At 55.7% G+C, this 13,177-nt stretch carries 14 protein-coding genes; all 14 read left to right on the top strand.

Translation table 11 applies throughout. The features are described from left to right. Window positions 1–70: 70 nt before the first annotated feature. The 14 genes from ACML7B_RS02880 to lysS all read left to right on the top strand — a co-directional run bounded on the left by ACML7B_RS02880 (window position 71) and on the right by lysS (window position 13,094). On the top strand, window positions 71–1,567 hold the full coding sequence (locus tag ACML7B_RS02880; protein WP_418539257.1) for an ATP-binding protein: 1,497 nt from the start codon (window positions 71–73) through the stop codon (window positions 1,565–1,567). Then, the gene (locus ACML7B_RS02875; RefSeq protein ID WP_106789630.1) at window positions 1,560–2,249 is read left to right on the top strand and encodes a response regulator transcription factor; all 690 of its coding nucleotides are present in this window, start codon (window positions 1,560–1,562) and stop codon (window positions 2,247–2,249) included. The genes ACML7B_RS02880 and ACML7B_RS02875 overlap by 8 nt, the downstream gene beginning before the upstream one ends. A gap of 48 nt (window positions 2,250–2,297) precedes the next feature. After that, window positions 2,298–3,677, top strand: coding sequence for a TrkH family potassium uptake protein (locus ACML7B_RS02870; protein ID WP_418539256.1), 1,380 nt, complete (start codon window positions 2,298–2,300; stop codon window positions 3,675–3,677). A gap of 14 nt (window positions 3,678–3,691) precedes the next feature. Beyond that, a complete protein-coding gene (locus ACML7B_RS02865) occupies window positions 3,692–4,354 on the top strand; it encodes a TrkA family potassium uptake protein (RefSeq protein ID WP_346707530.1) in 663 nt (220 codons plus the stop codon). Then, on the top strand, window positions 4,338–5,141 hold the full coding sequence (gene rlmB, locus ACML7B_RS02860; RefSeq protein ID WP_418539255.1) for a 23S rRNA (guanosine(2251)-2'-O)-methyltransferase RlmB: 804 nt from the start codon (window positions 4,338–4,340) through the stop codon (window positions 5,139–5,141). Before ACML7B_RS02865 ends, rlmB begins: the two co-directional genes overlap by 17 nt. 71 nt (window positions 5,142–5,212) lie before the next feature. After that, window positions 5,213–5,653 (top strand): NfeD family protein, encoded by a 441-nt coding sequence (locus tag ACML7B_RS02855; protein ID WP_346707532.1) that lies wholly within the window; start codon window positions 5,213–5,215, stop codon window positions 5,651–5,653. Next, entirely contained in the window at window positions 5,650–6,600 is a 951-nt protein-coding gene (locus ACML7B_RS02850; RefSeq protein WP_346707533.1) for a stomatin-like protein, read from the top strand. The genes ACML7B_RS02855 and ACML7B_RS02850 overlap by 4 nt, the downstream gene beginning before the upstream one ends. A gap of 87 nt (window positions 6,601–6,687) precedes the next feature. Beyond that, a complete protein-coding gene (gene argF / locus ACML7B_RS02845) occupies window positions 6,688–7,629 on the top strand; it encodes an ornithine carbamoyltransferase (protein WP_106789635.1) in 942 nt (313 codons plus the stop codon). Window positions 7,630–7,633: 4 nt separating this feature from the next. Then, window positions 7,634–8,614, top strand: a complete 981-nt coding sequence (locus tag ACML7B_RS02840; RefSeq protein ID WP_418539254.1) for a biotin--[acetyl-CoA-carboxylase] ligase — start codon at window positions 7,634–7,636, stop codon at window positions 8,612–8,614. A 35-nt stretch (window positions 8,615–8,649) separates the two neighbouring features. Beyond that, entirely contained in the window at window positions 8,650–8,982 is a 333-nt protein-coding gene (locus ACML7B_RS02835) for a DUF6145 family protein (RefSeq protein WP_106789637.1), read from the top strand. Beyond that, window positions 8,983–9,753, top strand: a complete 771-nt coding sequence (locus ACML7B_RS02830) for a type III pantothenate kinase (protein WP_106789638.1) — start codon at window positions 8,983–8,985, stop codon at window positions 9,751–9,753. It begins immediately after the preceding gene. A gap of 91 nt (window positions 9,754–9,844) precedes the next feature. Continuing rightward, a complete protein-coding gene (gene dusB / locus ACML7B_RS02825) occupies window positions 9,845–10,801 on the top strand; it encodes a tRNA dihydrouridine synthase DusB (RefSeq protein WP_346707535.1) in 957 nt (318 codons plus the stop codon). Window positions 10,802–11,015: 214 nt separating this feature from the next. Beyond that, a complete protein-coding gene (gene greA, locus ACML7B_RS02820; protein ID WP_418539253.1) occupies window positions 11,016–11,498 on the top strand; it encodes a transcription elongation factor GreA in 483 nt (160 codons plus the stop codon). A 96-nt stretch (window positions 11,499–11,594) separates the two neighbouring features. Further along, window positions 11,595–13,094 carry a lysine--tRNA ligase gene (lysS, locus tag ACML7B_RS02815; RefSeq protein WP_418539252.1) on the top strand — a complete coding sequence of 500 codons (1,500 nt, stop codon included), beginning with the start codon at window positions 11,595–11,597 and terminating at the stop codon, window positions 13,092–13,094. The last annotated feature ends 83 nt before the right edge of the window (window positions 13,095–13,177 follow it).

The raw sequence follows: 13,177 nt of genomic DNA, 5'->3' as shown, positions 1-13,177 counted from the left end.
CTGAAATTTACGGGCGCTTTGGTGTGAAGCGCCCGTATTCATGCTATACTTACCTTTGGAGGAAACTGGCATGAAACTGAAAACCAGACTGTTCATTGCCTTTTTGACGGTGATCCTTTTGCCCATCTGTCTGACGGTGCTGATGTATTTCGCATTTTCCACCTATCAGATCGGCGCCATCGAAAAGACATACGGAATTGAAAATACAACCAGGGAGAGCCTGTCCAACTCCATGCAGGTGCTGTCCAGGCTGACGGAGAGGTCCTATCACAAGCTGCAGGAGCTGATACGGGAGGATCCGGACGAGATGGAGGAGGCCGCCTTCCTGGAGGAGATCAACGAGAAGCTGGAAGAAAAAGGAGCCTACCTTCTGGTGCGCAAGGACAACACGGTCATCTACATCGGCGCCGACCGGGAGGAGGTGGACAAGGTGATCCGGCAGCTCCCCGGATACAAGGCGGAGAACACCAGCTCGGAAAATGGGATCTACCTGGGCGGAGACGCCCAGTCCCTGGTGAAGCAGATTGATTTCCACTTCTCTGACGGGGAGGAGGGAAGCGCCTTTATCGTGGCGGATGTGAGCAATATGATCCCTGAGGTGGAAGCCCTGTTCTGGGATATGCTTCTGGGAGTAGTATTGATCCTGGTGCTGACCGCTTCTGTCCTGATGTTCTGGATCTACCGGAGCGTGAAGCTTCCCCTGAAACGGATGCAGGTGGCGGCCAAGAACATCAAGGAGGGGAACCTGGACTTTGAACTGCGGGCCCAGGGAAATGACGAGCTGGGTCAGCTGTGCCGGGACATGGAGGACATGCGCCGGCGGCTTAAGGACACGGCGGAGGAGAAGCTTGCCTACGACCGGGAGAACAAAGAACTGATCAGCAACATTTCCCATGATCTGAAGACCCCGGTGACCACCATCAAGGGGTACGCGGAAGGGATCATGGACGGGGTGGCGGACACTCCGGAGAAGGTGGATAAATATATCCGAACCATCTACAATAAGGCCAGCGAGATGGATCTTCTGATCAATGAGCTGACTTTGTACTCCAAGATCGACACCAACCGGATCCCTTATAATTTCGACATCCTGTCGGTGAACGAGTATTTCAACGACTGCGCGGAGGATCTGTCTGTGGAGCTGGAGTCCAAGAATGTGGAATTCGGGTATTTCAACTATGTGACCCCGGACGTGCGGGTGATCGCGGACGCGGAACAGATGAAGCGGGTGATCCACAATATCGTCAACAATTCGCTGAAATATATGGACAAGGATAAGGCTAAGATCAATCTGCGGGTGAAGGATGTGGGAGACTTTATCCAGGCGGAGATCGAGGACAACGGCAAGGGGATCGCGGCAAAGGATCTGCCCAATATCTTCGACCGGTTCTACCGGACGGACGCTTCCCGGAATTCTTCCAAGGGAGGAAGCGGCATCGGGCTTTCCATCGTGAAGAAGATCATCGAAGAGCACGGGGGCAAGATCTGGGCGACCAGTCGGGAGCATACGGGGACGACCATGTATTTCGTCCTTAGAAAATATCAGGAGGTACCGGTTCATGAGTAAAATATTGATCGTGGAAGACGAAGAGAGCATTGCGGATCTGGAAAAGGATTATCTGGAGCTGAGCGGGTTTGCCGTGGAAGTGGCAAATGACGGGGAGACCGGGCTTAAAAAGGCGCTGGAGGAGGAGTACGACCTCTATATCCTGGACCTTATGCTCCCGGGGATCGACGGGTTCGACATCTGCCGGCAGATTCGGGATGTGAAGAATACCCCCATCATCCTGGTATCGGCCAAAAAGGACGATATTGACAAGATCCGGGGACTGGGCCTGGGAGCGGACGACTATATGACCAAGCCTTTCAGCCCCAGCGAGCTGGTGGCCCGGGTGAAGGCCCATATGGCCCGGTACGACCGGCTGACAGAGAGCGCGGCGCCCAAGAATAAGGTGATCGAGATCCGGGGACTCAGGATCGACACCACAGCCCGCAGGGTGTGGGTCAACGGGCAGGAGAAGAATTTCACCACCAAGGAATTTGACTTGCTGACTTTTCTTGCAAGCCACCCCAATCATGTGTATACTAAAGAAGAATTGTTCCGGGAGATCTGGGATATGGAATCCATCGGGGATATCGCCACGGTGACGGTCCATATCAAGAAGATCCGTGAGAAGATCGAGGTGGATACCTCCAATCCTCAGTACATTGAGACCATCTGGGGCGTGGGATACCGGTTCAAAGTCTAGCGCTCCCGGACCGGACAGTTCCAAAACCATGATAAAGGAGAGGGGAACATGAGAAACAGACGCAGAAGCGTCCGGTGGAATACCATGCGGATCCTGGCCGCCGGGTTCCTGGGAGTGATCTTCCTGGGCGGCGTGCTTTTGTGGCTGCCAGTGAGCAACCAGCAGCCCATCGCGTTCATCGACGCTCTGTTTACATCAACCACTGCGGTGTGTGTGACCGGGCTTATCACCATCACACCGGCGACGCAGTTTACCCTGTTCGGGAAGATCGTCCTGATGCTGCTGATCCAGATCGGCGGTCTGGGCGTGGTGGCCTGTATGGCTTCCTTTTTCTTCCTGCTCAGGAAGCGGATCACTGTCAAAGAACGGATCGTGATCCAGGAGACTTACAATATGGACCGGCTGGGCGGGATCGTAGGCCTGGTGAAGAAAGTCATCATCGGCACCTTCGTGGTGGAAGGGGCCGGCGCTTTGTTCTACGCCTTCCAGTTTGTCCCGGAATATGGACTGATCAAAGGGCTGGGGTACTCCATCTTTCACGCCATCTCCGCGTTCTGTAACGCCGGGATCGACATCCTTGGGACCACCAGCCTGTCTGTGTATTCGGCCAACCCGCTTGTGAATCTTACCACCATGGCGCTGATCGTGCTGGGAGGTCTGGGATTCGTGGTGTGGTTTGACGTGCTCCATATGATCCGCCTGACCTTAAAGCGGCGGCAGTCGCCGGTGAGCGGCGTGGTGGGGCTTAACCTGCACACCAAGCTGGTGCTGGTGATGACGGCGGTGCTGATCTTTGGCGGCGCGGCGCTGATCTTCCTGATGGAGCAGGGGAATCCGGAGACCATGAGGGGCATGTCTGCAGGGGAGAAGGTCTTCTCGGCACTTTTCCAGTCGGTGACCACCAGGACGGCAGGATTCTTCACCATGCCCCAGGGTCCCCTCTATGATGAGACCAAGCTTCTGTGCAGTATCCTGATGTTCATCGGAGGTTCCCCGGCAGGAACTGCCGGCGGTATCAAGACCACCACCATGGCCATGCTGATCCTGGCCTGTCTGACGACGGTGCGGGGAGGGAAGAATATCGAATGTTTTGGCCGGAAGATCACCTTTGAGAACTTCCGGACAGGGTTCGCGGTGGCCATGCTGGCTATGGGCATTTTCCTGGGAGGGACTATGCTGATCGCGGTGATCGAAGCGGACAGCGTATCTCTGATAGATATTGTTTATGAGACGACCTCAGCCATTGCCACAGTAGGGCTGACGGCGGATCTGACGCCCCATCTGGAGCGGGCGAGCCAGGTGATCCTGATGATCCTGATGTATACAGGCCGGATCGGTCCGGTTACCCTGGCGCTGGTGTTCGCAGGCAAGGCAAATCCCAAGACCCGGTTGAGAGAGCTGCCGGGAGAGAGAGTTATGGTAGGTTAAGGGGAGGAAATGAGATGAAGAAACAGTATGCAGTATTTGGATTAGGAAGTTTTGGAGAGAGCGCGGCCATCACCCTGCAGGGACTGGGCTGCGACGTGATCGCGGTGGACAACCATATGGAGCGGATCGAGGAGATCTCGAAATATGTCTCCTACGCCATGAAGGCGGATATTGAGGACCCGGAAGTGATCCGGTCCCTGGGAACCCGGAACCTGGACGGGGTGATCGTGGCCATCGCCGACAACATGGAGGCCAGCATTATGGCCACGCTGGTGTCCAAGGACGAGGGAGTGCCCTATGTGCTGGCCAAGGCCAAGAACGAGCTCCATGCCACCGTACTTAGAAAGATCGGGGCGGATTCCGTCATTTTCCCGGAGAAGGAGGCAGGAAGCCAGGTGGCAAAAAGCATTGTGTCCTCCAGTTTCGCGGACTGGGTGGCCCTTTCCCCGGAATACAGCGTGATGGAGATGGTGCTGCCGGAGACCTGGATCGGCAAATCCCTGGAGGAGCTGAATGTGCGCAGGAACCACGGGGTCAATGTGATCGGTTTAAGAGAAGGGGACGACGTGGATGTGACGCCGGATCCCAGGAAGCCTTTGAAGCGGGATATGATCCTGATCCTCATCGGGGCGAATGCGGATCTTAAGAAATTCGCCAAGTATGAAAAAAATGAGTAGGCCGGTGATCACCAGCACGGCCAACGGAAAAGTCAAACGGCTTGTGAATCTGGTAAAGAAGCGAAAGATAAGAGACCAGGAAGGGATCTTCGTGACAGAGGGGCCCCGGATGTTTGAAGAGGCGCCCCGGGAGCGGGTGCGGGAAGTGTATTTCTCGGAATCTTTCCTTGGGAAGGCGCCGGAGATCTGGGAAAAGGTAAAAAGTTCCGGGATCCCGGCAGAGATCCTTTCGGATCATGTATTTTCCCATGTGTCTGACACCCAGACGCCTCAGGGGGTGCTGGCGGTAGTGGACAGAAAAGAAGCAGCTCTGGAGCAGATCCTCTCAGAGACGGATCCCCTTCTCCTTGTGCTGGACGGCCTGCAGGACCCGGGGAATCTTGGCACCATCCTGCGGACCGGAGAGGGGGCGGGAGTGACCGGGATCATCCTGGGAGGGGACTGCGTGGATCTCTATAATCCCAAGACCATCCGCTCCACCATGGGATCCGTCTATCGGATGCCTGTCTGCCGCTGCCGGGATCTTACGGAAGCCCTGGCGGAAATGAAGAAAAAAGGGATCCTCATGTATGCGGCCCACCTGGAGGGGAAGAATAGCTATGACCAGGAGGATTACCGAAAGCCCTGCGCCTTCCTTATTGGAAATGAAGGAAACGGGCTTCGCCGGGAGGTGGCAGAGGCGGCGGACCGGTGGATCCGGATCCCCATGAAGGGGCAGGTAGAGTCCCTGAACGCGGCGGTGGCGGCCACGGTCCTGATGTTCGAGGCCAGCCGGCAGCGGCGCTGATTTTCGTTGCTTTATGGCGGGAAGTATAGTAAGATAAGGGGTAAGGAATCTGGAAGAAAAGAGGGCTGACGATGCAGACGGTATACTGGCTGGTAATTTTCATAGTATTGCTGATCATTGAGATCATAACCATGGGCCTGACCACGATCTGGTTCGCCCTGGGCGCGCTGGCTGCGTTCCTTGCAGGGGTCTTCGGATTCGGCACGGCGGTGCAGGTGGGCGTTTTCCTTGTGGTTTCCATTATTCTGCTGGTCCTGACAAGGCCCATCGCGGTGAAGTATTTTAACAAGGACCGGACAAAGACCAACGCAGAGAGCCTGATCGGCCAGCACGGGCTGGTGCTGGAAGAGGTGGACACCCTGAAGTCCACCGGGCGCGTGGAGGTCAACGGCCAGGAGTGGTCGGCGAAGACAGATGAGCCGGACGGCTACATCGGGAAGAACACCGTGGTGGTCATCGACGGGATCCAGGGTGTAAAACTGATCGTAAGAGAGAAGGAGGAGAAAAAATGATCCTGAGTATTCTTGGTATTATTATTTTGGTCATTATCATACTGATACTGATCTCCTGTGTAAAGTTTGTACGTCAGGCGCAGGCGATGGTGGTAGAGAGACTGGGCGCCTACCAGGCAACCTGGGGCACCGGAGTGCATTTCAAATGGCCCATCATCGACCGGGTGGCCAGAAGAGTGGATCTGAAGGAGCAGGTAGTGGATTTTGCTCCCCAGCCGGTGATCACGAAAGATAACGTTACCATGCGGATTGACACGGTAGTGTTCTACCAGATCACCGATCCCAAGATGTTCTGCTACGGAGTGGCCAATCCTATCATGGCCATCGAGAACCTGACGGCCACCACCCTTCGTAATATCATCGGAGACCTGGAACTTGACCAGACCCTGACTTCCAGAGAGACCATCAACACCCAGATGCGGGCGGCCCTTGACGTGGCTACCGATCCCTGGGGGATCAAGGTAAACCGGGTAGAGCTTAAGAATATCATTCCGCCGGCGGCCATCCAGGACGCCATGGAGAAGCAGATGAAGGCAGAGCGGGAACGCCGGGAAGCCATCCTGCGGGCAGAGGGCGAGAAGAAGTCCACCATCCTTGTGGCGGAAGGAAATAAAGAGTCCACCGTACTTGACGCGGAAGCGGAGAAGCAGGCAGCCATCCTGCGGGCGGAGGCCCAGAAGGAAGCCATGATCCGTGAGGCGGAAGGTCAGGCGGAGGCGATCCTGAAGGTACAGCAGGCCAATGCAGACGGTATCCGGTTCCTGAAGGAAGCGGGCGCTGACGAGGCGGTGCTGACCATGAAGAGCCTGGAAGCATTTGCCAAAGCGGCGGACGGCAAAGCCACCAAGATCATCATTCCTTCTGAGATCCAGAATATCGCCGGACTGGTGAAGTCGGTGGTGGAGATCGGAAGCAGCGATGAGAAGAGCGAAGGGCAGCAGCAGTAGAGAGCTGGCAGGACCACAAGATAAAAAGCACGTATGGTGGGCGCATGTAATGGCGCCCACATTTCTATCATTTAGGAGGACGGACAGATGAATTTAAAAGGAAGAAGTTTTCTGACACTGAAAGATTTTACCCCGGAGGAGATCCTGTATCTTCTGGATCTGGCTGCGGACCTGAAAGCGAAGAAGAAGCAGGGGATCACAGGAAACAGTCTGAAGGGAAAGAATATCGCGCTGATCTTTGAGAAGCCTTCTACCAGGACCCGCTGCGCGTTTACCGTGGGCGCGGCGGACGAGGGGGGCAATCCCACTTACCTTGCGGGAAATGAGATCCAGCTGGGTCATAAGGAGAGTATTGAGGATACGGCCCGGGTGCTGGGACGGATGTTCGACGGTATTGAATTCCGCGGATTTAAGCAGGAGCATGTGGAGGCCCTGGCCAGATACAGCGGTGTTCCGGTGTGGAACGGCCTGACGGACGAGTATCATCCTACCCAGATCCTGGCGGATCTTCTCACCATGCGGGAGCATTTCGGATATCTGAAGGGGCTGAAGTTCGTCTACCTGGGAGATGGCCGCAACAATATGGCCAACAGCCTGATGATCGGCTGTTCCAAGGTGGGCGTAGATTTCGCCATTGTGGCGCCGGAGGCGCTGTGGCCTACGAAAGAGCTGATCGCGCTGTGTCAGGGATATGCCAAAGAGTCCGGCTCTTCCATTACCGTGACTGACGACGTAAATGGAGTAGAGGGCGCAGATGTGCTTTACACCGATGTGTGGGCTTCCATGGGAGAGGAAGACAAGGCGGCAGAGCGGATCGCCATGCTGAAGCCCTATCAGATCAACCAGGAGCTGATGGAGCGGACCGGCAAGGATACCACCATCTTCATGCACTGTCTGCCGGCGGTGAAGGGAAATGAAGTAACAGAGGATGTGTTTGAAAGCAAGGCCAGCGTGGTATTCGACGAGGCGGAGAACCGGCTCCATACCATCAAGGCTGTGATGGTGGCCACACTGGGGGAGACCGAGTAGAAATATGAAGACAGAGATCCTGCGTCTGCTGCGGGAGAGCGAAGGATTCCTCTCCGGGCAGCAGCTGTGCAGCCGGTTCCAGGTATCCAGGGCGGCTGTGTGGAAAGTGATGGAACAGTTGAAGGACGAAGGGTATGAGATCCAGGCAGTCCGCAACAAGGGTTACCGGCTTGTGGGATCGCCGGATGTGCTCTCCAGGGAGGAGCTGGAGAGCCGGATCGGCACCCGGTGGGCCGGACGCCATGTAGTATATTTTCCCCAGACCGATTCCACCAATCTGCAGGCAAAAGCTGCCGGGGAAGGGGGAAGCCCCCACGGGAGCCTTTTTGTGACAGACCGGCAGAGCGCCGGGCGGGGACGCAGGGGAAGAGCCTGGGAGTCGCCGGAGGGAGAGAATATCTACATGACGCTGCTGCTGCGGCCGGAGTTTCCGCCGGAGCGGGCCTCCATGCTGACGCTGGTGATGGCCCTTGCCGCCGCGGAGGGGATTGAAACGGTCTGCGGCGGGGAAGTGGGGATCAAATGGCCCAACGACCTGGTGCTGAAAGGGAAGAAGATCTGCGGGATCCTGACAGAGATGAGCGCGGAGGTGGATTACATCCACTATGTGGTGATCGGCGTGGGGATCAACGTGAATCAGGAGACATTTCCGGAGGAGATCCGGGAGACGGCCACTTCCTTAAGATTGGAGACCGGGAAGAAAGTCATTCGAGGTCGGCTGATCGCGGAGATCCTGAAGCGTTTTGAGGAGAATTATGAGATATTTGCCGGAACCAGGGATCTGTCCGGCCTGCAGGAGGCTTACAGCAGAAGGCTTGTCAACCGGGACCGGGAGGTGAAGGTGCTGGACCCTGCGGGAGCCTATGAGGCTCATGCCCTGGGGATCGACGAGAGAGGCGAACTGATCGTCAGGACCCGGGAAGGTGAGACGAGGAAGATTTTTGCCGGGGAAGTATCGGTCCGCGGCATTTACGGATATGTATAGAAGTCTGCCGGAGGACGGCGGACAGGGAGAGGATCATGTACGAAGATAAAGTAGTGTTGTGCGGGGCGAACTCCTACGAGGAGAAATATTATCTGAATCCGGATTTTGCCCAGCTTCCGGACAATATCAAGGATGAACTGAAGATCATGTGCGTGCTCTACGTTCACGATGTGGGCGGGATCCTGACGCTGGTGTACGAGGAGAACGGGGAACTGTGCTTCGAGGTGACCAGCCAGGAGGGAGATCCCATGTTCGACGACATCGGGAGCGCGCTGAAGATCAAGCAGATCCAGAAGGAGAAGCAGGAACTTCTCCAGGCGCTGCAGTTATATTACCGGGTATTTTTCCTGGGAGAGGAGATTGAATAAATGCTGTTAGTCATTGATGTGGGAAACACCAATATTACACTGGGGATCTTCCGGGGAGAGGAGCTTCTTGGCACATTTCGGATGACCACCAAGCTGCCGCGGACTTCCGATGAATACGGGATCACCCTGCGGGAGCTGGTAGAGCGCCACGGGATCTCCAGCACGGAGATCAACGCGGTGATCGTGGCTTCCGTTGTGCCGGATGTGATGCATTCTCTGGGAAGCGCCATCATCAAATACTTTGGGATCAAGCCCATGGTAGTGTCCGCCGGGATCAAGACAGGGATCAGCATCCAGATGGAGAACCCAAGACAGGTGGGATCCGACCGGATCGTGGATGCGGTGGCGGCTTACACCCTCCACGGGGGGCCGGTGATCGTCATCGACTTTGGAACTGCCACCACCTATGACCTGGTGGGTCCGGGTGGCACCTTCGAGGCGGCAGTGACCGCGCCGGGGATCCGCACCTCCGCCCAGGCCATGTGGGGCCAGGCGGCCATGCTTCCGGCCATCGAGATCCGCACGCCGGAATCCATCCTGGCTAAAGATACCGTCTCCGGCATGCAGGCCGGTCTGGTATTCGGCCAGGTGGGACAGACCGAGTACATCGTTCAGAAGATCCGGGAGGCCTCCGGATACACGGACGCCAAAGTCATCGCCAGCGGCGGGCTGGGGAAGATGATCGCCAAAGAGACGAAGGTCATCGACGTGTACGATTCCCAGCTGACGCTGAAAGGACTGCGGATTATTTACGAGAAGAATAAACGTTAATTATTTAACAGAGGACGTAGCAAAATGCAAAAAGGCTACGTCCTAAATTGACGTTTGGGGTGTACCAAAATGCAAGAAGGGGTGTACCAAAATGAACATCGGGAATGTGAAACTGGATAACCCGTACATCCTGGCGCCCATGGCCGGGGTGACGGATCTGCCGTTCCGGCTCCTGTGTAAGGAGCAGGGAGCGGGTCTTTTATGTATGGAGATGATCAGTGCGAAGGCGTTGATCTATGGAAATAGAAATACAAAACAGCTGCTGGAGATCCACCCGGAGGAGTACCCGGTTTCCCTGCAGTTGTTTGGCTCGGATCCGGAGATCATGAGCGAGGCGGCCAGAAGGATCGAAGACCGTCCTTTCCAGATCCTGGACATCAATATGGGGTGTCCGGTGCCCAAGGTGGTGAAGAACGGGGAGGGTTCCGCGCTTATGAATGATCCGGGGCTGGTCCGCAGGATCGTGGAGAAGGTTTCCCGAGCGATCCAAAAGCCGGTGACAGTGAAGATCCGGAAAGGCTTCGACGATCAGCATGTGAACGCAGTGGAGATCGCCAGGATCGCGGAGGACGCGGGAGCGTCGGCGGTGGCGGTCCACGGGCGTACCCGGGAGCAGTATTACTCCGGGAAGGCGGACTGGGACATCATCCGCCAGGTGAAAGAGGCGGTGTCCATCCCGGTGATCGGAAACGGCGACGTGGTCTCCGGGGCGTCGGCCCTTGCCATGATGGAAGAGACCGGCTGCGACGGGGTGATGATCGGGCGGGGCGCCCAGGGCAACCCCTGGATCTTCTCCGATCTTCTGGAATATGAGCGCACCGGGAAGCTGCGGCCGCGGCCCGGGGCGGATGAGATCCGGGAAATGATGCTGCGCCACGCCCGCCTGCAGATCCGGTACAAAGGGGAATATCTGGGGATCCGGGAAATGCGCAAGCATGTGTCCTGGTATACCAAAGGCCTGCCAGGTTCCGCCAGGCTCAGGGAAGCCATCAACCAGGTGGAATCCTATGAGGAACTGGAACAGCTTTTGTCCGAAAAAATCCGGTGAAAGGAACATAAAAGAAGGCGGTCCTGCGTATACTGAATCAATACCTGAGGCAGGGCGGAACTACCGAAAAAAACATTGACATTGCAAAGGCCTTTCTGTATAATAATGAAATTATGAAAGTGCCTTTATTTTACGAAAATATTTCATAAAACCGGCGGGAAACAGGCAGCCGGGCGAAATGATATGAAAGTGGAAAAGAAAGGAAGCAGGACACATGGAAACGAAAAAGAGATTACTTACTTATGCAGGACTGAAGGCTCTGGAAGACGAGCTGGAGCACCTGAAGGTAGTAAAGAGAAAGGAAGTCGCCGGCAAGATCAAAGAGGCGAGAGAGCAGGGAGACCTGTCGGAGAACGCGGAATATGATGCGGCGAAGGACGAGCAGCGGGACATCGAGGCACGGATCGAAGAGCTGGAAGGAATTCTCAAGAACGCGGAAGTAGTCGTAGAAGACGAAGTTGATTTTGATAAAATTAATGTAGGCTGTACGGTAAAGGTACACGATGTGACCTTTGACGAAGATATGGAGTTCAAGATCGTAGGCTCCACAGAGGCCAACAGCCTGGAAGGCAAGATCTCCAATGAGTCCCCGGTAGGGCAGGCGCTGATGGGCAAGATGGCAGGCGACCTGGTAGACGTGGAGACCCAGGCCGGAGCAATGCAGTACAAGATCCTGGAGATCAGCCGTTCCATGTAAGGAGCGGTTTCAGAGACAAAAAACCGAACATCAGAAGAGATACGGACCCCTCAGCAGCATGAGGGGTTCCTTCGACAAAAGGAAGGAGAGAAGAACGTGGGCGAGCAGCACAAGAACGCACAGGAACCAGATTTGAATCAGTTGAGGAAGGTACGCCGGGAGAAGCTGGCGGAGCTGCAGGAGAACGGAAAGAATCCATTTACCATCACCAGCTATGACGTGACCTGCCATGCGGCGGACGTAAAGGAGCACTATGAGGAGATGGAAGGCAAACAGGTCTCCCTGGCAGGGCGTGTGATGCAGAAGCGTGTGATGGGCAAGGCCTCTTTCTGCAACATTCTGGACCAGACCGGCAATATCCAGTCCTATGTGGCAAGAGACAGTCTGGGAGAGGAAGCCTACAAAGAGTTTAAAAAGCTGGATATCGGCGACATCATCGGCCTGGAGGGCGAAGTGTTCAAGACCAAGACGGGAGAGATCTCCATCCATGCGGCGAAGATCACCCTTCTCTCCAAGAGCCTGCAGATCCTTCCGGAGAAATATCACGGCCTGACCAACACGGACGCGCGCTACCGCCAGAGATACGTGGATCTGATCATGAACCCGGAGGCAAGGGATACCTTTATCAAGCGTTCCCACATTATCAGCGCCATCCGGAGATACCTGGACGGGGAAGGATTCCTGGAAGTGGAGACTCCTATGCTGGTGAGCAACGCCGGCGGAGCTGCGGCGCGTCCCTTTGAGACCCATTTCAACGCCCTGGGAGAGGACTTCAAACTTCGGATCTCTCTGGAGTTATATCTGAAACGTCTGATCGTAGGCGGACTGGAGCGGGTCTATGAGATTGGCCGTGTCTTCCGCAACGAGGGACTGGACACCAGACACAATCCGGAATTTACCCTGATGGAGCTGTATCAGGCTTATACCGATTACCACGGCATGATGGACCTGACGGAGAACCTGTACCGCCATGTGGCGCAGGAGGTTCTGGGGACCACCAAGATCGTTTACAACGGGATCGAGATGGATCTGGGCAAACCATTTGCCCGTATGACCATGATCGACGCGGTGAAGAAATACGCAGGCGTGGACTGGAATGAGGTGGAGACACTGGAGCAGGCCAGAGCCCTTGCGAAAGAGCACAACGTAGAGTTTGAGGAGCGCCATAAGAAGGGAGATATCCTGAACCTGTTCTTCGAGGAGTTTGTAGAGGAACATCTGGTACAGCCTACCTTTATCATGGATCATCCCATTGAGATCTCTCCGCTGACCAAGAAGAAACCGGAGAATCCGGATTACGTAGAGCGGTTTGAGTTCTTCATGAACGGCTGGGAGATGGCCAATGCCTACTCCGAGCTTAACGACCCCATTGACCAGAGAGAGCGGTTCAAAGACCAGGAAGAGCAGCTGGCACAGGGAAATGCCGAGGCCAACACTACAGATGAGGACTTCCTGAACGCACTGGAGATCGGTATGCCGCCGACAGGCGGAATCGGATTCGGCATTGACCGGATGTGTATGCTGCTCACCGACAGCGCAGCCATCCGCGACGTGCTCCTCTTCCCCACAATGAAGTCCTTACCGAACGACAAGTAAGAAAACCCCAGTATTTATGCGGGTTTCGGGACTTTCCAAACCGAATAAATTTACCTCTTTACACCAAATTTACACCAATCGGT

It is taken from the genome of Massilistercora timonensis (genome assembly GCF_048354975.1).
In the GTDB taxonomy this organism is placed as follows: domain Bacteria; phylum Bacillota; class Clostridia; order Lachnospirales; family Lachnospiraceae; genus Massilistercora; species Massilistercora timonensis.
The sequence above is the reverse complement of the archived record's forward strand: the minus strand, read 5'-3'. Positions and strand labels throughout refer to the sequence as shown.

Excerpts from the sequence above, each read along its gene's own strand:
- ACML7B_RS02880 (WP_418539257.1), top strand. The coding sequence starts at position 71 with ATGAAACTGAAAACCAGACTGTTCATTGCCTTTTTGACGGTGATCCTT.
- ACML7B_RS02875 (WP_106789630.1), top strand. The coding sequence starts at position 1,560 with ATGAGTAAAATATTGATCGTGGAAGACGAAGAGAGCATTGCGGATCTG.
- ACML7B_RS02870 (WP_418539256.1), top strand. The coding sequence starts at position 2,298 with ATGAGAAACAGACGCAGAAGCGTCCGGTGGAATACCATGCGGATCCTG.
- ACML7B_RS02865 (WP_346707530.1), top strand. The coding sequence starts at position 3,692 with ATGAAGAAACAGTATGCAGTATTTGGATTAGGAAGTTTTGGAGAGAGC.
- rlmB (WP_418539255.1), top strand. The coding sequence starts at position 4,338 with ATGAAAAAAATGAGTAGGCCGGTGATCACCAGCACGGCCAACGGAAAA.
- ACML7B_RS02855 (WP_346707532.1), top strand. The coding sequence starts at position 5,213 with ATGCAGACGGTATACTGGCTGGTAATTTTCATAGTATTGCTGATCATT.
- ACML7B_RS02850 (WP_346707533.1), top strand. The coding sequence starts at position 5,650 with ATGATCCTGAGTATTCTTGGTATTATTATTTTGGTCATTATCATACTG.
- argF (WP_106789635.1), top strand. The coding sequence starts at position 6,688 with ATGAATTTAAAAGGAAGAAGTTTTCTGACACTGAAAGATTTTACCCCG.
- ACML7B_RS02840 (WP_418539254.1), top strand. The coding sequence starts at position 7,634 with ATGAAGACAGAGATCCTGCGTCTGCTGCGGGAGAGCGAAGGATTCCTC.
- ACML7B_RS02835 (WP_106789637.1), top strand. The coding sequence starts at position 8,650 with ATGTACGAAGATAAAGTAGTGTTGTGCGGGGCGAACTCCTACGAGGAG.
- ACML7B_RS02830 (WP_106789638.1), top strand. The coding sequence starts at position 8,983 with ATGCTGTTAGTCATTGATGTGGGAAACACCAATATTACACTGGGGATC.
- dusB (WP_346707535.1), top strand. The coding sequence starts at position 9,845 with ATGAACATCGGGAATGTGAAACTGGATAACCCGTACATCCTGGCGCCC.
- greA (WP_418539253.1), top strand. The coding sequence starts at position 11,016 with ATGGAAACGAAAAAGAGATTACTTACTTATGCAGGACTGAAGGCTCTG.